Origin of the sequence: Hymenobacter sediminicola, from assembly GCF_014250515.1 — a bacterium.
GTDB lineage: Bacteria > Bacteroidota > Bacteroidia > Cytophagales > Hymenobacteraceae > Hymenobacter > Hymenobacter sediminicola.
In genome coordinates, this window is sequence record NZ_CP060202.1 from 4,081,318 (window position 1) to 4,105,648 (window position 24,331).

Here is a 24,331-nt window from a genome sequence, read left to right on the forward strand (position 1 = left end):
GCCTTTGGCAGCCACCGTCCGGCGCTCGTGAGAAGACAGTATGGCGGGATAAAAACCCACCGTAGCCAGTCGCGGAAAAAGGCTCCCAAATGTAGAAATTTAACTCGTTAAAATTATATATTATATAAAATTTATTATTATCAATTATATAAATATCTAAGTATCAACTTATAATTATTACATAGCCCCTCCTACGGCACACAAAAGCCATACTGTGGGAAGCGCTGGCACTAACGGTATTGCCGGTTCATTGCTCTCTACTCCGCCACAAACACGCGCTTCACCCGCTCGCTCACGTTGGTCAGCAGCTCGTAAGGAATGGTACCGATGCGCACCGCCAGCTCGGACAGCGGCAGCTGCGGCCCGAAGATTTCGGCGGTGTCGCCGGCCTGGGCCCCAATGATGTGCGTGACATCGGCCATGCACATGTCCATGCAGACATTGCCGATAAGCGGGGCGCGCTGGCCCCGAATAACGACTTCGCCCGCGCCGTTGCCGAAGCGCCGGTCGTAGCCGTCGGCGTAGCCGATGGCCAGGGTGGCAATGCGCCGCTCGAAATCAGCAGCTTGGCCGCGGCGGCCGTAGCCCACGGTTTCGCCGGGCGGCAGGGTTTTCACCTGCGAAATGGTAGTGCGCAGCGTACTGACGGGCTGCAGCGCATCCTGCTCGTGGCCGCTGGCTTCCACGCCATAGAGCCCGATGCCGAGGCGCACCATGTCGAAGTGGGCTTCGGGGAAGCGCAGGATGCCGGCTGAGTTGAGGGCGTGTTTGATAATCGGGTAGCCCAGGGCTTCTTCGAGCACGGGCGTCATGCGCTGGAAGGCGGCCAGCTGGCGGCGCGAGAAGTCGTTGTGCTGCTCTTCGTCGGCGCCGGCGAGGTGGGTGAGGGCACTGGCCACACGCAGATGCGCGGCGTTTTCGCGCAGGAGCTGCACGAGTTCCGGCAGATCTTCTTCGGCGAAACCGAGGCGGCGCATCCCGGTATCGATCTTGAGGTGAATGGCGGGCAGCGGCTGCTCCTGCGCGGCGCGCAGGTAGTCGAGGAGCCGCTCGAAGGAATAGATTTCGGGCTCCAGATGGTACTGGCGCAGCTTCTGGAAAGCGTCGGGCGAGGGATTCATCACCATGACGGGCAGGCTGATGCCCTGCCGGCGCAGGTCCACGCCTTCGTCGGTGTAGGCTACGGCGAGGTAGTCGGCGCGGTGAAACTGGAGCAGGTTGGCGACTTCGGCCGAGCCGCTGCCGTAGGCGAAAGCCTTCACCATCACCATGAGCTTGGTGCCGGGCTGCAGGCGGCGACGATAGAAATTCAGGTTGTGGGCCAGCGCATCGAGGTTTACTTCCAGCACCGTACCGTGGATTTTCTGCTGGAAGGCGGCTACAATCCGCTCGAAACCGAAGCGGCGGGCACCTTTGACGAGAATAGTTTCGTGGCGGAAATCGTCGGGGCGAAAGTGACGTAGGAAATCCTCGGTGGTGTCGTGGAAGGCCAATTCTACACCCTGAAAGGCCAGCTGGTGCAGGCGGATTTCGGGACCGATGCCAATGAGCCGGTCGACGCCGTGGGTGGCGAGCTGGGCAGCGGCACGGGCGTAGAGCTTGGGACCGGCAAGACCCGACTCCAGCACGTCGCTCAGGATGAGGGTGCGACGGCCACGGCGGGGCTGGCGCGCCAGGGCATCGAGGGCGAGTGAAAGGCCGGCGAGGTCATTGTTGTAGGTGTCGTCGAGGACGTAGCAGTCGTTTAGAGCCTGCTTCATCTCCAGGCGCATGGCCACGGGCTGGAGCCGGTCGAGGCGGTGCTGGATTTCGGCGGCGGGCACTTGGTGCCAGAGCAGCACCGCCAGGGCGTGAAGGGCGTTTTCGACGGAAGGCTCGTCGGCGAAGGGCAGCGTGAACGTATGCTCCTGGGGCAGCGGGCGGGCCATGCTTACACGCACCACGGTGCGGTCGGCGGAAGCCTCGGCCACCGTCACGGCCACATGGGCAAGGTGTGGGTGCTGGCGGCTCCAGGTGAAGGTGCGGTGCTCGGGCAGGTGGCGGCTGGCAGCGGCATGAATCAGCTCATGGTCGAGGCAGTAAAAGAGCGTATCGACGCCGAGGAAGAGCTGCATTTTCTCTTCTACCTTCTCCTGGGGGCTGCTGAAACCCGCATCGTGGGCAGTGCCGAGGTTGGTAAACAGGCCAAGAGTAGGCTGGATGACGGCGGCGAGACGGGCCATTTCGCCACGCTCAGAGATGCCTGCTTCGAAGATACCGAGGGTGTGCGTGGCATTCAGCTCCCAGACGCTGAGCGGTACACCTACCTGCGAATTGTAGGAACGGGGGCTTTTGCAGAGGAGCTCATCAGGAGCAAGCAGTTGGGCCAGCCACTCCTTCACAATGGTTTTGCCGTTGGAGCCGGTGATACCGAGCACGGGCAGACGGAAGCGGCGGCGGTGGGCGGCGGCCACGGCCTGCAGGGCGGCCAACGCATCTGCAACCAGCAGAATGCTAGCCTCAGGATAGGCCAGCAGACCACCGGGAACTTCCTCTACCCTATCTACCACAAAGAGCCGCACGCCCTGCTTGTAGAGCTCGGGCAGGTAGCGGTGGCCGTTGTGCTGGGGGCCGCGCAGAGCAAAGAACACGCTACCAATAGCCTGACCAACGCGGCGGCTATCCAGGAGCAGCGACTGAATGGGTGCAGGGCCGGCCGGGGCCAACAGCAGGGTGCCGCCAGTGAGGGCAGGCAGGTCGGCAGTGAAATCGAGCATGGTGGGGCAAAGGTACGGCTGGGGGCTGAGGTGATGGGGTAACGCGCAAAAGGCAATACGTATAAGCCTGCACCTGTCACGTGTTACTTGCCACCCGTACCTTTGCGGCTTGTTTTGCTTTTTGAGTCTGCTTTGAAATTTTCACGTCATCATCTGGCCGCGCTGACGGCTTTTCTTATCTGGGGGTTCTTCCCGATTCCGCTGCGGATGCTGGGCGGCTATGCCAGCGGGCAGATTCTGTTTTTCCGGGTGCTGCTTTCTCTGGCGCTGCTGCTTCTGATTCATGGACTGGGGCGGCGCGGCGTAGTACGGGCCACGTGGCGGCAGTGGCAGGCGGCGCCGGCAGCTGAGCGGCGCGGCGTAGGCATCAGCACGGTGCTGGGCGGGGCGCTGCTGACCTCGAACTGGCTGCTCTTCATTTATGTGGTCAACCAGGTGAGCGTGCAGGCCGGCTCATTTGCCTACCTAATCTGCCCGATTCTGACGGCGCTGCTGGGCTTTTTGCTGCTGCGAGAAAAGCTGCGGCCCAACCAATGGGCGGCTATTGCGCTGAGTGCGCTGAGCTGTGCGCTACTAGGTGTGGGCGAACTACGGACCTTGCTCATGAGCCTGGTGGTAGCTTTCACGTATGCATTCTACCTCATCACGCAGCGCCGCCTGCAGGGCTACGACCGGCTGGTGCTGCTGACGGTGCAGCTGGGCCTGGCCGCGCTGATTATTCTGCCGCTGGCACCGCTGCTGGGCGCGCAGCCGCTGGAGGGCTTCGCCGATACACGGCTGCTGCTCGTGACGGCCGTGTTAAGCTCTGTGTTTACCGTGCTGCCGCTGTTTCTGAACCTGTATGCGCTGAACGTGCTGCCTTCGGGCACGGTCGGAATTCTAATGTACGTGAATCCAATTGTAAGCTTTGCGCTGGCATTTCTGTATTTTGGAGAGGCCGCCACGGCGGTGCAAGGCGCGGCGTATGGCGTAATACTAGGATCGGTGGTGCTATATAATTTCCGTTCGCGCCAGTAAAGCCGCGGGCCGTCCGAAGGCCTAATCAGCGGGCAGCTCGCGCTGAAAATGGGTTTTGAGCACTTGATTCACCTTGTCTTTGGTGAGAGGCTTGCTAAGCAGGCCAGCAATCGGGAATTGCTCCAGACGGTGCATATCCTGCGGATGCAGCGACGTAGTGAGCATGACGATGATGACCAACTCCTTGTGCAGCGGAAGCTGCTGGTAGGCTTCCAGGAAATCGAAGCCATTCATGACGGGCATCTTGACATCCAGGAAAAGCAATACCGGGCACTGTGGTGTGTTTTCCTGACAGTTTGCGACCAACACGTCCAGCGCTTCCTGGCCATTGAGGGCTACCAGGAGTTGATCTGATACCTGCAGCTTTTCCAGAAGCCGTCGGTTGAGAAAGTTGGTTGCCTGGTCATCATCAACCAGCAACAGACAGGGAAGCTTTTGCATAACAGTGTCGGAGTAAATCAACTACCCGAAAACGAGAAACAAACGGGGTGGAACTAGCGCGGGAAATACACAAAGAAGGTAGAGCCGACATTTTCCTGGCTTTCGACGCTGATATAGCCGCCGACATTTTCCACCATCTTCTTCACCATGTACAGTCCCACGCCTGAGCCATCTACGTGCGTATGGAAACGCTGAAACATACCAAACAAGTTTTGCTGCTGCTGCTCGTTCAGGCCCAGGCCATTGTCCTGCACACTCAGCACCAAGTAGGCTTCGGTATGCTGGCAACGCACCCGGATACGGGGCGCACGGAGCGGGTGCTGATATTTGAGCGCATTGCTGAGTAGATTGTAGATAACGGAGCGCAGATTTTTTTCTGAGAAGGAAACCATCGGGCACGACGTTACTGCTACTTCCAGCTGGGCCCCGGTTTCGCGAAGCAAGGGGGCCAGATCCAGGCGCACATCTTCTACCACCGTGGCCAGTTGTACCAGCGTGGCCGGCTGGGCATGCTCCTGCTGCAGCTTGCTGATGTCGGTGAGGTGCTCGATGGTGCGTTTGAAACGGTCTACGGAGCCGTGCATCAGGTCCAGAATGTAGGGTACGTCGCCTTGGCGGCTGGCGGCGGGTAGTTCGTCCAGCAGTGTGTGCAGCAACCCTTCAATATTGGTGATGGGCGCTTTCAGGTCGTGCGAGGCAGTGTAGATGAACGTGTCCAAGTCGACGTTGGTGCGGGAGAGGAGGTTGTTGGTATCGCCCAACTCTTCATTGGTTACCTGCAGCTCCTCGTTGGTAGCCTGTAGTTCCTCGTTGATAACGGCCAGTTCCTCGTTGAGAGCTTGTACCTGCTGCCGGGCATGCACTTTCTCCGTCGAGTCGAGGATGAACGCCAGAATACCATGCGTTTGCCCTTCTTCGTCGATGAGCGGCTGATACACGAAATCCACAAAGCGCGGCTCGTTCTGGCCCGTGGCCGAGTTATAAAGCAACGCGGGCATTTCTACCCCTTCGAACGATTCGCCGGTGAGGTATACGTTGTCTAGCAAATCGACGAAGCCTTGCTCTACTACTTCCGGCAACACGTCGGCTACGGTATGGCCTAACTGCGTCCGGCCGCTGGTCAGCGTCTGGTACTGGGCGTTGAAAAAGGTGAATCGATGGTCGGGCCCGGACAGGGTGGCAATAGCCGCCGGCGTCTGGCCCAGAATCTGTTGCAGCAGGCTTTTCTGCATCCGCAGCTGCTCACGCTGCTGGCGAGCTTCGTGCAAAGCGTTTTCTACCTGTTGCGTACGCTCCAGCACCCGCATTTCCAGTTGCTGATTGAGCTGCTGCAGCAACTGCTGGGTTTGCTGCAACTCAGCGTTGCTGCCAAGAAACTCTTCGTTTGAAGCGTGTAGCTCCTCGTTGGCAGCGGCTAGTTCCTCGTTCAGGGTCTGGATCTGCTGGCGGTTCTGCACCTGTGGCGTCACATCGTAGGCAAACACCAGGATACCGTCGATGCTGCCCTGCAGGCTGTGGCGAGCCTGGTAGATGAAGTTGTAGTAGCGTTTTTCGAGATTCTGCGGCGCGGCATTGGCATGGTCCAGCTGCACCAGCATTTCGTGGGCATAGAAGGTTTCGCCGGTCTGGTACACCTGGTCGAGCAGCCCGAATATTGGTTGGCCTTCCAGTTCCGGCATGGCCTCGGCAATGGGCATCCCAAGCAGTGGCCGCTCGCCTACCAAGGCCTGGTAAGGCGGGTTCACGAACTGAAATACATGCTGCGGCCCGTCGAAAATGCAGATCATGGCGGGGGCCTGCTCAAACACGCTGTAGAGCTGCTGGCGCTGCAATTCGGCTTCGGCGCGGGCAGCCTGCTCGCGCACTTTGCTTTCGTGCAGCGCGTTTTCTACTGCGCTACGCTCATGGTCGGCCGTGTCCGTGAAGCTGACAACCAGCAGCTCGCCGCTACGCTGGGCCGACAAGTGGAAGTAGTTGTCGAGTCCGTCGTAGTGGTAGTAGGCCTCATGGTAGCCCGCTTTTCCGGTTAGGAATGTATCCCGGTAGAAGGAGAAAATATGTGCTTCCTCCGCATTCGGATACAGAGTAAGAAAAGTAGTGGCCGGGTACTCCGGCTTCTGTAGCATGCGCTGGGCCGCCAGGTTGAGGCGTACATAGTCCAGGTCAATGATTTCGCCGTTTCCCGCAGGCGAGTAAACGGGTCGAAACAGAATAATCCCGGTGAGCGAAACATCAAGGAGCGTCTGGAGTAGACCGTCGGAAGCAGATAATTCGGCAGAAGGCGAAGCCGGAGTAGCGGGCATAAAATACAAGCGCGAGAAGACGGGAAGAGCGAAGGTAGCAGGTATAGGCAAGGCAAGCGCGACAAACATCAACAGCTTTGCGGTAAGGAATACTCACAATGAGGAGGCAATGTTGCTACCCTCCCAAGCCGCACCTGTCTTGCCTCGAAAGTGGCCAGAGAACAGGCAAAAACGGCATAGCAACCTCTGCTTCGGCCTTGCAATGAAGCTTACTACACGCAAGCGGGCTTCTGCGCACTGGTTCGGGGTCTACAAACAGCTTCTCAAGCCTCCGATTGAAGCCCGTCTATGGCACCTGCCCGCTGCCCTTTGCCTGATTCTCAACCGTAAAAGTCGGCAACAGTTTCAGCGCCTATACGCTGCAGGCAGGAAGTGCGGCGGCGGTGCGGTTTCGTTGTTAACTTCGGGCAGTTTTTGGATCTATACTCCTGCTGAATGACGACCGTTTTTTCTGCGCCGGCCGTGGCGCCCGTTACCGTGCCACTATGGCGGCGGGTGCTGCCTCACCTGCTGGCTGTGCTGGTATTTCTGGCCTTAGCCGTGCTCTACTTCTCCCCCATCGTATTTGATGGCAAGACCCTGAGCCAGCACGACATCGTGCAGTTCAACGGCGGAGCGCATGAGGCGCAACTATATCGGGAGGCTACCGGCAAGGAGGCCCTGTGGACCAATTCCATGTTTTCGGGAATGCCCACGTACCTCATCAGTACCCACTTTACCGGCGACCTGAGCATTTATCTGCAGAAAATCTTTACGCTGGGCCTGCCAGCAGTAGTGGCTAACCTGTTTCTGGCGTTGGTGTGCGGCTATGTGCTGTTCGTGGCGCTGGGCCTCTCGCCAGTGGTGAGCGGTGTGGGAGCCATTGCGCTGGGTTTCACCAGCTACAACCTCGTGATTCTGGCCGCCGGCCACAACACCAAGAGCCTGGCCCTGGCCTACGCGCCGGTGGTGCTGGCGGGCCTGATAGTAGCGTTCCGGCGCAATAAGTGGTTAGGTACGGGCCTGTTTGCGGTGGGCTTGGCCATGAATGTGCGCGCCAACCATCTGCAGATTACCTACTATCTGCTGCTGCTGGTGCTGGTGTGCGGCATTGTGGAGCTGATTGGAGCCGTGCGCGAAAACCGCCTGCCCGATTTTCTGGCCCGTACGGGTCTGCTGGCAGTAGCAGCGCTGCTAGCCGTAGGCGTAAGCTTTGGCCGTCTGTATACCACGATTGAATATGGCAAGTACAGCATCCGGGGCAAGTCGGAGCTGAAAACCCCACCCCCTACTGCCCCCGGCCAACAGGCTGCTACTCCCGCCGGCGACGATGGCGCGGGTGGTTCTGGCCTCGACCGGGACTACGCCTTCGGATGGAGCTACGGTGTGGGTGAGAGCATCACCTTATTGATTCCGAATTTCTACGGCGGCGCCTCGCAGAGCAAGCTCTCCGACGACTCCGAAACGGGCAAGGCGCTGGCCGCCATGGGCCTGCCGCCCGTGCAGCTTTCCGACTACCTGGCCCACATGCCTACCTACTGGGGCGACCAGCCCATTACGAGCGGTCCGGTGTATGTGGGGGCTATTGTGTGCTTCCTGTTCGTGCTAGGCCTTTTCGTAGCCGACCGGCGCCTGCGCATCTGGTTGCTGGTAGGCACTATTCTATCTATTGTATTGGCCTGGGGTAAGAACTTCGAGAGCTTCAACTATTTGATGTTCGACTATTTCCCGGGCTACAACAAGTTCCGCTCGGTGAGTATGGCCTTGGTAATTGCGCAGCTGGCTATGCCGCTGCTGGCCGTGCTGGCGTTGGCTCGTGTACTGCGTAGCCGCGCTACGGCCACTAGCGCTGCCGGAGCCAGTATGCACCCCAGCCTGGCCGCGCTGAGCGCCAAAACCACTACCGACGCACCCGAAACCGCCGACCTGAAGCGCAAGCTGCTGCTGGCACTTGGCATTACGGTGGGCGTGTGCCTGCTGGCTTTCTTGATAGGGCTGGGAGCTGATTTTGCCTCACCAATTGACGCACAGCTGCAGCAGCAGGGTTTCCCGCTGGATGCCTTGCGCCAAGACCGTGCCGCCATGCTGCGCGGTGACGTATTCCGCTCCATCGTATTTATTGTGCTGGCCGCCGGTGCGCTGTGGTTCTATCTGCAGCGCAAGCTGTCGGCGGTCATGGCGGCGGCGCTGGTGGGCGTACTCACGCTCGTGGATCTGTGGTCCGTGGATAAGCGCTACCTCAACGACGCCAACTTCCAGCGCGAAACCGTGGCCCAGCAATTTGTGCCCTCCGCCGCCGACCAGCAGATTCTGCAGGACAAGGACTTGAGCTACCGGGTGCTGAATGCGGCCAACCCCTTTAACGAGGCCAATACGTCGTATTTCCACAAGAGCATCGGGGGGTATCATGGCGCCAAGCTGCGGCGCTACCAGGACCTGATTGACCGGCAGATTTCGCTGAACAACACGCAGGTGCTCAACATGCTGAACACTCGCTATGTGATAGTGCCCGCGCAAGCGCCCCAGCAGCAAGGCCAGCCCGGTCAGCCGGAACAGGTGCAGCGCAACCCAGGCGCGCTGGGCAATGCGTGGTTCGTGAACGACATCCAGAAAGTACAGACTCCTGATCAGGAAATTCAGGCGCTAACCGGCCTAAATGCCGCTACTACCGCCGTGGTGGACGCCACCAAGTTCCCGCTGGCCAAAACCAGCTACGCGGCTCCTGGCTCCACCATTGCCCTTACCAACTACTCGCCCGACGCCCTGACGTACCGCGCCACCGCCACCGCCGATGCCTTTGTGGTGTTTTCGGAAATCTATTACGCCGATGGTTGGAACGCGTATCTGGATGGCAAGCTAGTACCGCACCTGCGGGCCAACTACGTGCTGCGCGCTATGCCGCTGCCAGCCGGCACGCACACCATCGAGTTCAAGTTTGAGCCCACTGAATACGCCATCGGAAATACAGTGTCTCTGGTGTCTTCGGTGCTGCTGATTCTGGTGCTGCTGGGGCTGCTGGTGTACACAGTGCGGCAGCCCGCTGAGCACAACGAGCCGGCTTTCGTGTAGCGCTTTCAGCTTTGGCTGAGAAAGCGCCGGGGGCTGCAGGAATAGCGTCGCTCCTATATTCACTGGCCTACTACCAACGTTACAGTGCTATGAAGTTGCTCCTATTCCTGCCATTGGTATTTGCTGGTCTGACTGATGCTGCCGCGCAACACGCACCAACCACTGTGCTGCATCCCCAGCTAAGCAAAACGCTTGACAGCCTGGCTAGCGTCGACCAGTGGCCTATGCAGCGGCTGTTTAATCAGCAGCCCGACAGTGCCGGGCGGGATTTGGTGCAGGTCGAGAAAGAGAATTTCGCCCGGCACCAGCCCATACTGGAGAAAATTGTGCGCCAATACGGGTATCCTGGCTTTCGGCAGGTAGGCGAAAAAAGCTCCAACAACTTCTGGCTACTGGTGCAGCACGCTGACGCTTACCCCGAATTTCAGCGTAAGGTGCTCAAGCTGATGCTGCCTGAAGTAAAGCGTAAGAACGCTGCCGCTTCTAACTATGCCTACCTCACTGACCGTGTCGCCATCAACTCAGGCCAGCTAGAAGAATACGGCACTCAGGTTGAGTACAAAGGCCCTGGCCTGGGCAAAGCTGTGCCGAAGTCATTGCGCGACCCTGCCCATGTGAATCAGCGCCGCGCTGCCATCGGCATGGAGCCGCTGGAAAACTACTTGGGCATGATGACCCAGATGCACATAGAAATGAACACGCCTAAGTCGCCGGTTGAGTAGGCTTATTTGTTTATTCTAGAAAGCGGCGACGCTTGATTGGCACTTTCTGAAAACAAGATTTGGGTAAGGGGGAGCCGCAGTTAGTGAGGGTTTTTCGTTGTCTGCCTTGCTGCCTCCCATGATTCTGCAACCGCTACACGAACCTGAAGCCGCCCGCCGCAACATCCGGCTTCTGCTCCTACGCGACGACCTAGCGCACCCCGAGTTACCGGGCAACAAGTGGCGCAAGTTGAAATACAACCTCACGGAAGCCCGCCGGCTGGGCCACGATACGCTGCTGACGTTTGGGGGCGCGTTTTCCAACCACATTGCGGCCGTAGCGGCGGTCGGACGACTCACTGGGCTGCGTACCATCGGCATCATTCGGGGTGAAGAAACGCTGCCGCTCAATCCGACGCTGGCGCGGGCCGTAGCCAACGGTATGACGCTGCGCTACCTCGACCGGGAAAGCTACCGCCACAAGCAGGAACCGGAATTTCTGGCTGAATTGCTCCGGGAAACAGGCCCAGCCTACGTTGTTCCCGAGGGTGGTTCCAATGCGCTGGCGCTGCCCGGCTGCGCGGAGTTGGTTTCGGAACTGGCTGCGGAAACCAACTTTAATTACCTGTGTGTGGCCTGCGGCACGGGCGGCACGCTGGCCGGATTGCTCACCGGCCTAGCCCCGAATCAGTACGCAGTGGGAGTGGCAGCGCTGAAAAACGGTGGTTTCCTGCGCACTGATGTGGATGCACTGACGCAGGCTGCTTCTGGACGCACCTTCTCCACTTACGACTTACGCACGGAATACCACCTAGGTGGCTATGCCCGCTTCTCGCCGGAACTGCTGCGCTTTATTCAGGAATTTCAGGCCCGCTATGGGGTGCTGCTGGACCCAGTTTACACCGGCAAGCTGCTGTTTGGGGTGCTGGACTTATTGCGGCAGGATTATTTCTCGGCGGGTTCTACGGTGGTGGCAGTGCATACCGGCGGCCTGCAGGGCTGGGCCGGGTTCCGGCAGCGGTTCGGGCACCGTAGCGTGTGGTGGCCGGAGGGCATTCTGCCCTCAGGATGACGGAAAGTTGAGGATTCTTACAACCGAAACCTGTTCTCTAATCGGCGCAGCCAGGGCTGGGCACCTAAGGCGGCCAGCAGAAACCAATGCGACAAAACCGGAGCCGAAAACCGGATATCCCAGTCTTCCACCGTCATCATCACGACTACAGCTTGGAGCAGAATGACGGCGGCGGCGTACACGCGGGCGGGCCGCGCTACGGTGTGCCGGGCCAGTCCGCGCAGGGCTAGCCAGTAGATGGGCGCCAGCGTGGCGGCCAGCATCAGGCAGTGCAAGGCGGAGTAGTACGGCTTCGGAAAGCCCATGAAATATGTGAGCTTGAGGGCCGCCAGCTGCGCAAACCACCGTGGGTTTTGCCCGATAAATGATAGCAGCCGCCACAGCGGCGGGGCGGCGGGGTCGGGCAGGTGCAGCGTGCCGCCATGGTGCAGATCAGCCTGCGGATAGCCGAAGATGATAAGGCCCTGCTCGTAGGTTTCGATGAGCGTGAAAGTGCGCAGCAGCTCGTTGAGCACCACCCAGGCTAACGGCAGCAACACCAGGCCCACCAGAAGCCCGGCGCGCAGCCACTTCCGCTGCCCGTGAGCCCGCAGCCACGCCAGAGCCGCTACCCCCGCCGCCCCGAAGGCCACGAAACCGTTGGGCCGGATGGTGGCCGTAGCCAGCAACAGCAGCACCGCCAGCAGCACCCCGCGCCAGGTGCGCGCCCGTGCCACAGCCCATAGCGAAAACACGAGTAAGCTGGTAAACAACGACTCAGTGAGCAGAAACGGGTTGGCGCGCTGAATATCGGTCCAGCCGATGAACAATAGCGCCGCCAGCGCCGCCGTGAGCCAGTGCCCACCGCTCAGGCGCCGTGCCGTGTCGTACAGCGCCCGCGCCGCCAGCCCCGACAAGGCTACCTGCGCCAGCCCGATACCCCACCAGCCCAGCCGCAGCTTCAGAAACACGCTCATGAACAGCGGATAGCCCACGTAGCGCAGGTAGTGCCCGCCCTCAAACGTGCCGGTTTCGGCCAGCCGGGTGGCATATTCGAGGTACTGCTTACTGTCGCCACTGAAGCGCGGGCCCTGGTAGAGGCGCCAGCACCAGGCCTGCACCAGCAGCCATAAGCCCGCCAGCAGCCAACCGTGCCAGCGGCGCAGCCAGCTCCGCCCCAACTCCGCCGCTGGTGCAGGCACGGTATTCAGGTTGGCAGAAGGGGCTGGTTGGCTCATCGGCGCAAAGCTACGCTTAGGGTGCTATACCTAGCTTGCGCCTAGCGTGGCGCTTCGGCAGAACTTCCGGGCTTCGCGTATACGGTTGGGTTCTGCTCTCACTTCTCTCCCCGCATGCACGCTTCTCTTCTGCTTCGCCGCCTGCTGCCACTGTTGTTTCTGGTAGGCCTGGGCTGGTTTCTCTGGACGAAAGTTCGCCCGGCCCTCTCCGATTTCGAAAACCCACTCAATCCCACGCCGCGCGTCACGGTCACGCACAACACGGTGCTGCAAAAGGTGGAAAGTCTGGGCCGGCTGGAACTGGTGCGCTACCATTTCAAGGATGTGGTGGAGTATAAGAAAAGCACCTACCGCTTCCTGCCCGATGCCAAAGTAGCCCTCATCGTGGCCGGCGACGCCGTGGGCTGCCTCGATTTGCGCAAGGTGCGGGACCAGGATGTAGTATTCGAGGGCGACTCCGTGGTGCGTATTGCGCTGCCCGCCGCCGAGTTGTGCACCTGGCAGGTCGACCATAGCCAGAGCCGCGTGTACAGCGTCAAAAACGGCTTTTTTCAGGATGCGGAGCTGGTAGATGCGGGCTACAAATACGCCGAGCAGAATGTGCGTCGGGCTGCCCTGCAGTCGGGCATTCTGGCCCAGACCGAACAAAACGCCCAGCAGATTCTCAAGCCCATGCTCGAAACCATGACCGGCCGCCGCGTGGTGCTCACCAAACAGATGCAGAACCCGCTGCGACCGGCGAAGCAGTAAGTAAGCAGCACTAGTCCTCGTCCTCTTCGGGCGCTTTGCCCAAGTCGTCGAGGGCCATTTTGATGAGGTCGGATTCGTAGCCTTTGGCCGTGAGGAAGAGCTGGATTTTCTGGCGGCGCACCCGCGGGTTGCGCTCCTTTTCCTGGCGGTCCTTCTTTTCCAGCACATCTACCAGGTTCTGGTAGTACTCGTCGCCGTCGATTTCCTTGAGGCCCGACTTAATGCAGTAGTCGGAAATGCCCTTTTGCTTTAAATCCTGCACAATACGGCGGCGACCCCACTTTTTCTGGTTCACGTGGCCCCGCACGAAGGCCTTGGCAAACCGTTCCTCGTCCAGCAGTTTTTCGCGGCTCAGTCGGATAATAATTTCGCCGGCTTCGTCCTCATCCAGGCCGTAGCTGCGCAGCTTGGCCTCCACTTCTTTCTGGTTGCGCTCCTGGTAAGCACAGAAGGCCGCTATTTTCTGAAGCGCCTCGCCAGGCGTATAGGTTTTCTGCTTTTTATCCTGCTGGTTGCGGTTCATCATAGAGCAAGGTAACGCGGATTGCGAGTCAGAAGTGCGTTTTTTTCGGCTTTCCGCTACCACATCCCGGCAGCGGGCCGCCAAACCGTGACGGCTCCGGGCGGTTGTTGCTGCATCACCCGTTTCCGCTATGCCGTTGCTCTCGCCGGGCGTCCGTTACATGCTGCTCAGCACGCTGTTTTTCGCGCTGCTGAACGTGTGCGTGAAGCTGCTGCCGCACTTGCCACCTCTCGAAATCATCTTTTTCCGCTCGGTGCTTTCGCTGGCCCTGAGCTACGGGGCGCTCCGGCAGGCACGGGTAGCGCCGTGGGGCCAGCCGCAGAGCCGCTTTTATCTGCTTTCGCGCGGCACTACGGGGGCGCTGGCGCTGGTGCTGTATTTCTATACGCTCCAGACGATGCCACTGGCTTCGGCCGTCACCATTCAATACTTGGCGCCCATTTTCACGGCGGTGCTGGGCATTTTTATCGTGAAGGAAAAGGTGCAGCCCTGGCAGTGGGTGTTTTTTCTGCTTTCGTTCGGGGGCGTGGTGCTAGTGAAGGGCGTCGATACGCGCATCGAGCCGCTGTATCTGGCCATGGGCGTGGCGTCGGCGGTGTTTTCGGGGCTTTCCTACAACTCCATCCGCAAGATGGGCGGGCGCGAGCATCCGATGGTGATTGTGCTGTACTCGCAGCTGGTGGTCGTGCCGTTCAGCGCGGTGTATTGCCTGCTGCACTGGACTACGCCGGTGGGCTGGCAGGACTGGAGCGTGCTGCTACTCACGGGCATTTTCACGCAGCTTTCCCAAGTGTACAAGACCAAAGCCTACCAGGCCGGGCCGCTGGCCAGCATCAGCAGCCTCGACTATTTGGGTATTCTGTACGCGCTGGGGTTGGGCTTTACATTTTTCGGCGAAACGTTCGGGCTGCCTTCGTACGCCGGTATGGCGCTGGTGCTGCTGGGCGTGGCGCTCAATGCTGCCTACACCTTCCGGCAGTCGCGCCGGCCAGTGCCAGCAGTACCGGTGGTAGAGGAAGTGGCTACCTAGCCACACGTGGGCAGCCGCTTGAAGCCGGATAATAACGGGCCAATACAACCCTGCGGCTATGTATTCTATCTATCTTGGCACCAACTGTCTTTATCTGCCCGATGCACCGCTATTTACTCCTGCTTTTCTTTCTGTTCAACACACTGGCGGCACAAGCCGGCATTATCAAGGGGCGTGTCACGGATCCGCAGGGCACGGGGCTGGCCTTCGCCAATGTGGCAGTGCGCACCACTACCACCAGCACCGCCACCAATGAGCAGGGCAACTACCAGTTGCGGATGCCAGCCGGCACCTATGAACTGGTATACCAGTATGTAGGGTATAAGCCACGCATAGAAACCGTACGTGTAGCGGGCGGCGACACAGCCACCACGCTCAACATTACGCTGGAGCCCGAGGCGTATAAACTGCGCGAAGTGGTAGTGCGCGCCTCCGACCGGGACCCAGCCTACGCCATCATTCAGCAGGCCCAGCAGTGGCGGCGCTACCACCTGCGCGAAGTGTCAGCCTTCAAAACTCGGGCGTATATCAAGGCGCTGGGGCGGTTTGCGGAGGTGCCGGGCAAGCTGCTGGGCCTTGTGAAAATCGGGCCCGATTTCAAGCCGGGAATTTTCTATTTGTCAGAATCGGTGTCAGAGCTGAGCTTCCGGCAGCCGAACGTAGTGCAGGAGCGCATGATTTCCTCCCGCGTGAGCGGCGACACCAAAGGCATCAGCTTCAACCGCGCCGGGCGCGGGGCGGGCCTCAATTTCTACGAGAACGTACTGAAAAGCGGGTTTTCGGAGCGCGGCTTCGTGTCGCCGGTTGCCGATGGTGCCCTGCTGTTCTATAAGTACGAGCTGGAAGGCAGCAGTCAGCAGGGCGGCGTGCTGGTACATAAAATCAAAGTCACGCCGCGCCGCCGCACCGACCCGGTATTTTCCTCCGGCCACATCTACATCGTGGACGGCACGTGGCGGCTACACTCTGTGTCGCTCAACCTCGATAAAAACGCCCAGCTCGACTACGTTGACAATTTCCACATCGAGCAGCTGTTTGCGCCCGCACCCGGTGCGCCCCACGTCTGGGTGATTCAGTCGCAGAAGATTACGGTGGGCTTTACTGCGTTTGGCTTCAAAGGCAGCGGCTACCTGACGGCGGTGCTCAGCAACTATAAAGTGCAGCCCACCTACCCCAACCGCCCGGCACCAACTGCCCTGCCAGTTGCCCCTGCTACCAAAGAGCCCGCCGAAGCCCCCGTAACGCGTGAAACGGCCGCCGAAATCAGAAAGCAGAAGCCGAAGCTGAGCGGCCTGAACCGGGAGGTGCGCCGCCAGAGCAAAGCGGCGGAGCGCGACACGGCCGGCCTGAGCATCGGGCAACTGAAGCGCGGCGAAATAATGCTGGTAGAGAAAGGCGTGAACGAGCGGGATTCCAGCTACTGGGACACCATCCGGCCCATTCCACTGACCGAGGAGGAACAGAAGGACTACCAGGTAAAAGACAGCACCGAGGTAGTGCGCAACTCACGGCCCTACCAAGACTCGCTGGACCGGGTACGTAACGAGCTAGAAGTAAGCAAGTTTCTGCTGACCGGCTACACCTATTCCAATACGTTCCGTAAACGCTCGTGGTACGTGGCACCGGTGTTCAACATCCTGAACTACAACACGGTAGAAGGCACTGTTATCAACCCCGAAGCCACGTTTACGCAGCGCACCGACGACCGGCGTTCCTACTCCATCACGCCGGCCGTGCGCTACGGATTCAGCAATAAGCTGGTTAGTCCTAGCCTTGCGGGTACCTGGCAGCTGCATCCGGTGCGCGTGTCGCGGCTCACGGCCCGTGTGGGGCGCACCATCGACAACTTCGACCCTAACACGCAGCTCACACCCTTCATCAACACCTACTACACGCTGCTCGAAAACCGCAACTACGCCAAAACCTACCGCCGCGACGGGGGCCAGCTGGGCTATCAGGCCGAGGTGTTGAACGGCCTGACGCTACAGGGCACGCTGAGCTACTACGGCCGGCACGAGCTGGAAAACACCACCATCGACCTGTGGCGCGACAAGGCCGGCGTGGCTTTCACGCCCAACGACCCGCGCAACGAGGAGCTGCCCGATGGCACCGGTTTCGGCCGCAACCAAGCCCTGACCTGGGAGCTAGTAGCGTCATTTCGGCCCGGCCAACGTTACATCACGCGCCCTGATGGCAAGATTAATCTGGGCTCGAAGTCGCCGACATTTGTGGGTATCTGGCGGCAAGGCGTAGGCGGCGTGCTGGGCTCTGATGTGCGCTACACGCTGCTGGAACTCGGCATCCGGCAGAACATCGGGCTGGGGCTGCTGGGCACGAGCAGCTACAAAGTGGCGGCCGGCGGCTTTGTGGGCACGCCCGAGCTGTCGTTTATGGACTTCCGCCACTTCAGCGGCAACCGCACCTACCTAGCCGCCGATTTCAGCCAGTTTCAGCTCCTCGACTACTACCGTTTCAGCACGCAGCGCCGGTTTTTGGAGGCGCACTACAACCACCATTTCAACGGCTTCTTCCTGAATAAAATCCCGCTGCTGCGGCAACTGAAATGGCAGGAGGTGGCCTCACTCAACTACCTTACTACCGCGCAGGTCGGCCACTATGTGGAGCTGGGTGTGGGCCTCGAGCACGTGTTCAAGGTAATGCGCGTGGACTTCTACACCGGCCTGCAGTCGGGGCAGCGCGTAGGGACGGGCGTGCGGGTAGGCATCGGGTTTTAAAGGCATGAGATAAACAAGCAAAAAGGCCCTCTACCGCATTGGCAGAGGGCCTTTTTGATGACAGCAGACCGGCTTATTTCACTTCCTCGAAGTCCACGTACTCACCGCCCTTGAACTCCTTGGGCTGTGCGGGTTTCTGGCGAGGCGGCACATAGTCTACGTGGACGTCGCCGCTGGCGGTGCGGGTTTGCTCCGACGCGTTGGGAGCAGCTTCAAACGGGGCACCACCGAACTGTTGCGCGTGCCGGCGGGCCTGCTTTTGCAGGAACCCGACCACCAGATAGCGCATCAGCACGGGCAGCACAAAGCGCAATACCAGCGCCAGCAGGAAGAAAATGAGCAGGAATTTAATCAGCATGGATCAGCCGGGGCTTAAACAGGTTGAAAGTAAAAATCGGCGGTGACGGCGCTGCTTAGCTGCGCCTCCAAGCACGGCACGAGTTCAGAACGCTCCGACAGCACGAATGGTTTGTAGCCCAGCTTATCGAGCACCGCTACCACGGCGCGGCGGTTTTCCAGGCCATTCAACTCCGTTTGGATGAGCGGCCGGAAACGGCGCAGCGTGGCCTGCATGTGCCGGAATACCTCGTGCTCGAAGCCTTCCACGTCGCACTTCACGAAGTCGAGGCGCGGCAGGTGGGCCAGCAGGTCATCAGGCACGCGCATGGGCACGTCGTAGGTGCGGGCGTAGTGCTCATCGGGGTTGCTGGCGGCTACTTTGGTCATGCCGTGGTGCAGCAGGCCGTTGCGCTCGGGTGTGCCCATCTGCACGGTAGTATTCTGGCCGCCCAGCGCGTAGGGCAGCAGCGTGAGGTTGGGGTAGCCGCTGATCTTCACGTTATCCTGCCAGATAGCCTGGAAATCCGGAATCGGCTCTACGGCCAGCACCTGGCCCTCCGCCCCTACCAGCCGCGAAAGCGCCACCGAGTAATAGCCCAGGTTGGCCCCGATATCGAGGCACACAAAGCCGGGCTTGATAATCTTCTCCAGGAAAAACAGCTCCGGATATTTCTGCCGGCCCCAGCCCGCGCCCACCAGCCGCAAGTACACGCGGCTCACGAAACGGATGTACCGCTCGAAGCCGAGCGCGCGGACCAGAAGTTTACGGAGTGCTTTCATAGAGGCGGTAAAGGTAGTAAGCCCGGCCGGCTCTACGGAATTCGGTGTGCCTCACCCCTGCTGCTGCTTCCTTAGCTACTTACACATTCTCTTTGCTCAGTTGCTGCGCCACTACTCCTGCCACTATGCCACCAACGGTGTACCACGCTACGGTCATGGCTTTGGTTTGGGGCGTGCGGTTGCTGGGACCTTCGCCCAGACCCAGCGGCCCGGGCAGCACCACGCCGCCAATACCGGCGGCCAGCCCCAGGGCCGTTCCTCTTCCCAACGCCCCTTTGCCAGTCCCGACTAAGCTGTAGCACAGGCCATTGCTCACCAAATCACCAAGCATGGTCAGGCCGTACGCAGTTTCTTCATCAGGCTGTGGTGCGTCAGCTTTAGCCAGAAGCTTGCGAAGGCCACGCATACCCAGCACATCCATGCGGGGCGCGTCTTCGGGGCGCAGGCGACGGACGGTTTCATGCAGAACCGTGAGGGCTACAGCGCCAGCCATTCCGCCAAGTAGCGCGGGCATTAGGGTAGTATGTGGCTTAGTCATTGACCGTATCGAGAAGAGGTTTTTTGTGTTTACGAACGCCAAATTGTAGCAGCGGGTTAGGCTGAAACGGAGTTGTCCGGACAATTTGCAGCAGCAGCGGCGCAATTGATACGATGCTATCTATCCGGAAGCGCCGAAAAAATGCGCCCAAGGGTTGCTTGGTTTTCCGCGGGGTTTCTATCTTTGCTGCCCCTGACGGATATGCCGCCTCGGAAATGCCTGTTTAGCTCAGCTGGTAGAGCAGCTCATTCGTAATGAGCAGGTCGTTGGTTCGAGTCCAATAACAGGCTCAGTGAATAAGAACGCCTTTGCAAATCCTGTATTTGCAAAGGCGTTCTTGCGTTTAGGCCTTTCCCTCCAGGTCTGTCATGCACACTAGCCTGACGGACTCAGTCGCCCGGTTTACAACCGGAATCCTTACTGCACGTTTTCTGTACTGTAAGCTTAACTGTGTGGCCAGTATTTGAGCCGCCTCATTTCTATTCTGCTATGAAACGCACTTTCCTTGTGGCGCTGGCTGGTCTGGCAATGTTGAGTGGCTGCCAGCAAACCCCTTCTGCCGAAAGCACGCAAACACCGTCCGCACAACAGGCCCAAGAGCAAACCAGCGCAACTGGGGCGCCCACTGCCACTGCTGCCCGCGCTGCCGTGGGCCAATACTTGCAGGGCCAGCCGAACGCTGCGCTCTACGTCCTCGACTCGGCCAGCGTGGTGGAGGTAGACGACCGTTGGCAAGTGCTGGTACCGCGCACCGACTGGGCTGGCCGCATGCCCAACCGTGCGGCCTTCGAGGTAGACAAAAGCACCGGCACAGTGAGCACCTTGGCCGTAAAGTAGGTCCTGAACGGGCATAACGAAACTAACTCGCGCTGGGCGAGTGTTGGCAAAATCATAGTCCAGCTTCCGGAAATTGCCTTCACTTATGCACCATCTTATATATAGCAGTACGTCCGCAGTACCTTTCTCTGAAGAGCAACTACACACCTTGCTCAGTCAAGCCAGAGCTAACAACGAGCAGCAGGGACTGACGGGAATTCTGTTATATCATGCCGGGCAATTCATGCAGTTGCTCGAAGGCCCGCCGGCCGCTGTGCATGCGCTGTATAACCATATTGCGCAGGACCCGCGCCATACAGGCATTATCAAGCTAGCCGACAAACCCGTAGAAAACCGAAGCTTTCCCGATTGGTCGATGGCGTTCCGGGTAGTGAATGATGAGCAGTTTAATCTCCTACTAGGTTACCAGTCGCCTGAAACAACTAACATCGCTCCATCCGGCCTGAGTGCTGCCGACTCCTTACTACTGGGGATTATGCATGCCTTTATGCTGCGAGACGACTCGGAACAGGAAACACCAGCACAATAAAAACGCCGCCAGCAAAGATGCTGGCGGCGTTTTTTGTTTAGTATCCCAGCTTAGTCAGCCGGAGTACATGCCATGTCTAACGTAGGCGAAGCGCCTAGAAGGTGTCATCTTCACTATTGTGCAGCGAGGATGTTGTGCCACGATATACCGATTCGCTGCTGGACTTCCATTTGGACTCACCTTTAGGCGTGTAGCGCGAGTCACTGGCTACCGATGTTTTGCCGCTTTTGCCGCGCAGCGCCAGCCAGCTCAAACCGCTTACCAGTAAAGCACCACCAACTACCTTTTGGGTAGTCGAGAGGCTATTCACTTGCTCCAATGCTTTGTTTCCAAAGTCCTTGAGCGACTGGGGCAGTTGATCTACACTCTTAGCCCACTGCTCCTGGTCGAGCCAGGATTTGCGCTGGGTATCCTGATTTTGCTCGTTCTGATTGGCAGGTGTAGTGCTTTCTGCCTGTGGTTGGCGCGAAGCAGCGCTATTGGAAGTTGAGGTGGGCTGCTGGTTCTGACGGCCGGAAGAAGCACTATTAGATGTGTTTCCTGAGGGAGTAGCTGAACCGCTGGTGGAAGGAGTAGTAGACTGCGAAGCGGGCTTGTTGGCGGCGCTGGAAGACGAGGAAGAAGACGTGCCGGAATTCGGCTGGTTTTGCTTGTTGTCCATGATAATGAAAGAGTAAGGAGTACAACTAAGTAACGGAGCGGCCTTCCGGCTGCTCCTGCCCTCTATTCGAGAAAACCTTCTTTTGGGTTGCGGATCAGACGTATGGGTTTTTGGCTTACGGCTTCCTCCGGGTCACATATTTCGCCTGCTAATGCCACCAGCCAGCCGATAGCGCCGCTTTCTGCCTCCAAATGAGGCACTGCCGAAAAACTTCTGCGCTACCTAGGCGTTTCTGCGTAGGCCGCCGGTAAGCGCGGCCTTTATTCGTTTTTGAACAGCAGTATGCAGCAGCGTTTTCAAGATAAAGTGTGCTTCGTGACGGGCGCTACTTCCGGTATTGGAAGGGCCGTAGCAGTCCAGATGGCTCAGGAAGGGGGCCGAGTGGCCATACTAGGCCGCGACGCACAGGAGGGCCGAGACGTAGTGCGTGAGATAAAAGCGGCTGGAGGAACGGCTATGTTTATCCGTACAGACGTGGGCCGCGATGCGCAACTAGTGGCAGCCGTAAACAAAACGCTGGCTGCTTGGCATAAAATAGACGTTCTGGTCAGCAATGCCGGTATGATGACCTTCGATACCATCCTTACGCTCAAGCCCAAGAGCTGGGACACGCTTTTGCAGGTGAATCTGCGCAGTTTGTTTCGGCTCACGCAGTTGTGTCTGCCGCATATGAAGCACGGCAGTATCGTGGCCGTCAGTTCGGTACATGCCCATCAGACTACTCCCAACGTTATTCCATACGCCACCAGCAAGGGCGCCATTGAGGCCTTTGTACGGGGCTTGAGTCAGGAAATTCCGCACACGCACACTCGCATCAATGCTGTAGCGCCTGGTGCCGTGGATACGCCAATGCTTTGGAGCAACCCGAACGTGAAGAGCGGCAAAGAGAAAATCACTGGTCAGGTAGGCACTCCTGAAGAGTTGTCGGCCGCCATTTGCTTCTTGGCTTCCTCCGAAGCCAGCTTCATCAACGGCACCACTCTGGTAGCTGACGGTGGGCGTCTGGCAACTTTATAGAGCCCTAACGCTGCTCAGCACCTGTACAATTACCTCCGGATAGGCTACTCACTGAGTAGCCTATCCGCTTTATGTTGCCTTCGGGCCTTGGTGCATGGTAGCCGGGTCGGGCAGAGGGCGGCCTTGTGCGTATTGTGCCGCATTTCGGTGGCCTGCTTCACGGGCCTGCGCTTCAAAAGGAATGTTATAGTACCCGTGCCGGGCCCACCCCACCATGTATCGCCACAGAAACCCCAACCGGCCATATTCCTGAAACTGGCGGATATGCTCCATTTCGTGCGCCACCCAATACGGATCATTTAAAAACTCTTCTTTAGTGGCTCCACTCAAATGAATGCTATTACCGAGCACCATAGCCACGCTACGCGTGCCCAGTTTGAGGCGGGCAATACGGGCCAAAGGTGAGTTTTCAATAATGCGCGGAGAGGTCATGAGGCAAGAGAAAAACAGGGCGGAGTATACGCACCAAACAGCCTATACGGTTACACAGGTTGCACGTATTATCAAATAATAAATTGCCTTTAAATAAGAACTTTGTCAAAAACGGCAGGCAAAACTAGGCTAGTCCAAAATTTTAGGCCTAGCTTTAACCATCGGCGGAAATAGAGCCTGCTCTTTTTCGTCGTTTTTTCACCGATTTACGCTTCCTTTTTTCATCCGCTTCTATCGACGAAAGAAGTACTTCCCGGTTCCATCGGCCCCTACCGAAAACCGATTTTGCCACCTCCACGACGGACAATGAAGAATATTTCCCTGTATTGCCTCGCCGCGGCCGCCATGGCCCTCTCTTTCCTCTTCGAACAAGCTCCTTCTACCGCTACCTCCGCTTCGGCCCCTGTACATGCTGAAGCGTCCTTCCTGTCTGGTTTCTCACTTGACGAGGAAGAAAAGCCTGCCGCCGCTGCCAGCGACTCCGCTGCATACGACTATTACGGCCAGGCTCTCGGACTCCGCCTGGCCCGCACCGAGAATACTACTCTGCTCCGCACCGTACTTGACTGGATGGGCACCCCCTACCGCTACGGCAGCAACAGCAAAAAAGGCACCGACTGCTCCGGTTTTGTAACCCGCGTATTCAAAGAAGTATACGGCATCACGCTGCAACGCAGCTCCCGCTCCATGTTTCAGAGCGTGAAGCGAGTAGACAAGGACGAAATGGAAACCGGTGATTTGGTTTTCTTCCGTCGTGGCCCGGGCCAGCCGATTTACCACGTAGGCATCTACCTGAAAGATGGCAAGTTTGCTCATTCTGCTACCAACGGTGGCGTGATGGTCAGCTCCCTGAACCAGGCGTATTACCACCGCAACTTCTACGCTGCCGGCCGTGTGGCCACCAACTAACAGGCTTGCGTACTGGCTATTTGATGCCTCGCTCCTTTCCGGGCGGGGCATTTTTATTGGTAGTCTGCCCGCGGATAACCATTTTGCGGCGAAACAGTATAGGCAGGCAGTAGCCCTATGCTTTACCAGCGCAGGGACCCAACCTTACGTTCTCTCCTTTTCCCGTTATGGATAAGCAAACCCCCAAAGGCGAACAAGTAGCTGATTCGCCAGTATTCAAAAAGTTCGTTGGCAAGGCGGAGGAATACATCAAGAAGCCCACCCGCATCAAGCAACTGCTGAACGATGCCTACGAGAAGGCCAGCGAGAAAAACGACATAGGCAGCCTGGCGCACGAAGCCTGGGAAACACTGCAGACACTGTTTCGTCTTATTCGTGCTTCGGTTTCAGGCGAGTACACCGGCCTGCCCACCAGCACCGTCGTAGCAGCCGTAGCGGTTACTATCTATTTCATGAGCCCCATCGACCTGATTCCGGATTTTATTCCGGTGCTGGGCCTGCTGGATGATGTGGCACTAGTAGCGTGGTTCAGCTCTACCATTAAGGAGGAGATGGATAAGTTTGCGGAATGGGAAAAAACCCGCCCCGAGCTGGTAGAAGATGCGCAGGTAATAGAGGACGAAAAACCTGCTGCGTCTCAGCATGCCGCTCCTAAGGCGGAACCAGCCAAACCTAGCCCAGCAAAGCCGGTCCAAC

Annotated in this window: 21 protein-coding genes, 1 tRNA gene and 1 pseudogene; 13 read left to right on the plus strand and 10 right to left on the minus strand. The window is 58.7% G+C overall.

Annotated features, from left to right (window positions below):
• Nucleotides 1-257: 257 nt before the first annotated feature.
• On the minus strand, nucleotides 258-2,756 hold the full coding sequence (locus H4317_RS17480; protein ID WP_185887838.1) for a bifunctional UDP-N-acetylmuramoyl-tripeptide:D-alanyl-D-alanine ligase/alanine racemase: 2,499 nt from the start codon (nucleotides 2,754-2,756) through the stop codon (nucleotides 258-260).
• A gap of 132 nt (nucleotides 2,757-2,888) precedes the next feature.
• On the opposite strand from H4317_RS17480, the gene H4317_RS17485 reads away from it, so the two are divergent.
• Nucleotides 2,889-3,773 (plus strand): EamA family transporter, encoded by an 885-nt coding sequence (locus tag H4317_RS17485; protein ID WP_185887839.1) that lies wholly within the window; start codon nucleotides 2,889-2,891, stop codon nucleotides 3,771-3,773.
• A gap of 21 nt (nucleotides 3,774-3,794) precedes the next feature.
• Here the strand turns inward: H4317_RS17485 and H4317_RS17490 are convergent, their stop codons facing one another.
• Together H4317_RS17490 and H4317_RS17495 are read right to left on the minus strand one after the other, a co-directional pair.
• Complete coding sequence (locus tag H4317_RS17490; RefSeq protein ID WP_185887840.1) at nucleotides 3,795-4,214, minus strand: response regulator; 420 nt, start codon at nucleotides 4,212-4,214, stop codon at nucleotides 3,795-3,797.
• 53 nt (nucleotides 4,215-4,267) lie between these two features.
• On the minus strand, nucleotides 4,268-6,517 hold the full coding sequence (locus H4317_RS17495; protein ID WP_185887841.1) for an ATP-binding protein: 2,250 nt from the start codon (nucleotides 6,515-6,517) through the stop codon (nucleotides 4,268-4,270).
• A gap of 435 nt (nucleotides 6,518-6,952) precedes the next feature.
• Between H4317_RS17495 and H4317_RS17500 the strand changes: the two genes are divergently transcribed.
• The 3 genes from H4317_RS17500 (at nucleotide 6,953) to H4317_RS17510 (ending at nucleotide 11,338) form a co-directional block, all read left to right on the plus strand.
• Nucleotides 6,953-9,565 (plus strand): YfhO family protein, encoded by a 2,613-nt coding sequence (locus H4317_RS17500; RefSeq protein WP_185887842.1) that lies wholly within the window; start codon nucleotides 6,953-6,955, stop codon nucleotides 9,563-9,565.
• A gap of 89 nt (nucleotides 9,566-9,654) precedes the next feature.
• Nucleotides 9,655-10,287: a DUF6624 domain-containing protein gene (locus H4317_RS17505; RefSeq protein WP_185887843.1), complete on the plus strand. Its 633-nt coding sequence runs from the start codon at nucleotides 9,655-9,657 to the stop codon at nucleotides 10,285-10,287.
• A gap of 118 nt (nucleotides 10,288-10,405) precedes the next feature.
• Nucleotides 10,406-11,338: a 1-aminocyclopropane-1-carboxylate deaminase/D-cysteine desulfhydrase gene (locus H4317_RS17510; protein WP_185887844.1), complete on the plus strand. Its 933-nt coding sequence runs from the start codon at nucleotides 10,406-10,408 to the stop codon at nucleotides 11,336-11,338.
• Nucleotides 11,339-11,355: 17 nt separating this feature from the next.
• Here the strand turns inward: H4317_RS17510 and H4317_RS17515 are convergent, their stop codons facing one another.
• On the minus strand, nucleotides 11,356-12,555 hold the full coding sequence (locus tag H4317_RS17515; RefSeq protein ID WP_185887845.1) for a hypothetical protein: 1,200 nt from the start codon (nucleotides 12,553-12,555) through the stop codon (nucleotides 11,356-11,358).
• A gap of 114 nt (nucleotides 12,556-12,669) precedes the next feature.
• On the opposite strand from H4317_RS17515, the gene H4317_RS17520 reads away from it, so the two are divergent.
• Entirely contained in the window at nucleotides 12,670-13,305 is a 636-nt protein-coding gene (locus H4317_RS17520; RefSeq protein ID WP_185887846.1) for a DUF4230 domain-containing protein, read from the plus strand.
• Between the two features lie 10 nt (nucleotides 13,306-13,315).
• Here H4317_RS17520 and H4317_RS17525 read toward each other — a convergent pair whose 3' ends face one another.
• Nucleotides 13,316-13,831 carry a regulatory protein RecX gene (locus H4317_RS17525; protein ID WP_260625724.1) on the minus strand — a complete coding sequence of 172 codons (516 nt, stop codon included), beginning with the start codon at nucleotides 13,829-13,831 and terminating at the stop codon, nucleotides 13,316-13,318.
• 127 nt (nucleotides 13,832-13,958) lie between these two features.
• Between H4317_RS17525 and H4317_RS17530 the strand changes: the two genes are divergently transcribed.
• Together H4317_RS17530 and H4317_RS17535 are read left to right on the plus strand one after the other, a co-directional pair.
• Nucleotides 13,959-14,858: a DMT family transporter gene (locus H4317_RS17530; RefSeq protein WP_260625725.1), complete on the plus strand. Its 900-nt coding sequence runs from the start codon at nucleotides 13,959-13,961 to the stop codon at nucleotides 14,856-14,858.
• Between the two features lie 101 nt (nucleotides 14,859-14,959).
• A complete protein-coding gene (locus H4317_RS17535; protein WP_185887847.1) occupies nucleotides 14,960-17,593 on the plus strand; it encodes a DUF5686 and carboxypeptidase regulatory-like domain-containing protein in 2,634 nt (877 codons plus the stop codon).
• A 73-nt stretch (nucleotides 17,594-17,666) separates the two neighbouring features.
• Here the strand turns inward: H4317_RS17535 and H4317_RS17540 are convergent, their stop codons facing one another.
• The 3 genes from H4317_RS17540 to H4317_RS17550 form a co-directional block, all read right to left on the minus strand.
• Nucleotides 17,667-17,951, minus strand: coding sequence for a DUF4834 family protein (locus H4317_RS17540; RefSeq protein WP_185887848.1), 285 nt, complete (start codon nucleotides 17,949-17,951; stop codon nucleotides 17,667-17,669).
• Nucleotides 17,952-17,965: 14 nt separating this feature from the next.
• A complete protein-coding gene (locus H4317_RS17545; protein ID WP_185887849.1) occupies nucleotides 17,966-18,712 on the minus strand; it encodes an FkbM family methyltransferase in 747 nt (248 codons plus the stop codon).
• Nucleotides 18,713-18,791: 79 nt separating this feature from the next.
• Nucleotides 18,792-19,226 (minus strand): hypothetical protein, encoded by a 435-nt coding sequence (locus tag H4317_RS17550; protein ID WP_260625726.1) that lies wholly within the window; start codon nucleotides 19,224-19,226, stop codon nucleotides 18,792-18,794.
• Between the two features lie 241 nt (nucleotides 19,227-19,467).
• On the opposite strand from H4317_RS17550, the gene H4317_RS17555 reads away from it, so the two are divergent.
• From H4317_RS17555 to H4317_RS17565, 3 genes are all read left to right on the plus strand, one after another.
• Nucleotides 19,468-19,540 (plus strand) — tRNA-Thr (locus tag H4317_RS17555).
• Nucleotides 19,541-19,739: 199 nt separating this feature from the next.
• Nucleotides 19,740-20,087 (plus strand): membrane lipoprotein lipid attachment site-containing protein, encoded by a 348-nt coding sequence (locus tag H4317_RS17560; protein ID WP_185887851.1) that lies wholly within the window; start codon nucleotides 19,740-19,742, stop codon nucleotides 20,085-20,087.
• Nucleotides 20,088-20,172: 85 nt separating this feature from the next.
• Nucleotides 20,173-20,616 carry a BLUF domain-containing protein gene (locus H4317_RS17565; RefSeq protein ID WP_185887852.1) on the plus strand — a complete coding sequence of 148 codons (444 nt, stop codon included), beginning with the start codon at nucleotides 20,173-20,175 and terminating at the stop codon, nucleotides 20,614-20,616.
• A gap of 94 nt (nucleotides 20,617-20,710) precedes the next feature.
• Here H4317_RS17565 and H4317_RS17570 read toward each other — a convergent pair whose 3' ends face one another.
• Entirely contained in the window at nucleotides 20,711-21,277 is a 567-nt protein-coding gene (locus tag H4317_RS17570; RefSeq protein ID WP_185887853.1) for a hypothetical protein, read from the minus strand.
• A gap of 282 nt (nucleotides 21,278-21,559) precedes the next feature.
• Here H4317_RS17570 and H4317_RS17575 point away from each other — a divergent pair, with 282 nt between their 5' ends.
• Nucleotides 21,560-22,294, plus strand: a complete 735-nt coding sequence (locus H4317_RS17575) for an SDR family NAD(P)-dependent oxidoreductase (protein ID WP_185887854.1) — start codon at nucleotides 21,560-21,562, stop codon at nucleotides 22,292-22,294.
• Nucleotides 22,295-22,363: 69 nt separating this feature from the next.
• Here H4317_RS17575 and H4317_RS17580 read toward each other — a convergent pair whose 3' ends face one another.
• Nucleotides 22,364-22,726 carry a hypothetical protein gene (locus tag H4317_RS17580; protein ID WP_185887855.1) on the minus strand — a complete coding sequence of 121 codons (363 nt, stop codon included), beginning with the start codon at nucleotides 22,724-22,726 and terminating at the stop codon, nucleotides 22,364-22,366.
• Between the two features lie 306 nt (nucleotides 22,727-23,032).
• On the opposite strand from H4317_RS17580, the gene H4317_RS17585 reads away from it, so the two are divergent.
• The gene (locus tag H4317_RS17585; protein ID WP_185887856.1) at nucleotides 23,033-23,635 is read left to right on the plus strand and encodes a C40 family peptidase; all 603 of its coding nucleotides are present in this window, start codon (nucleotides 23,033-23,035) and stop codon (nucleotides 23,633-23,635) included.
• Nucleotides 23,636-24,042: 407 nt separating this feature from the next.
• Nucleotides 24,043-24,156 (plus strand): annotated as a pseudogene (locus tag H4317_RS17590) (YkvA family protein); the annotation flags it as partial.
• Nucleotides 24,157-24,331 lie beyond the last annotated feature (175 nt).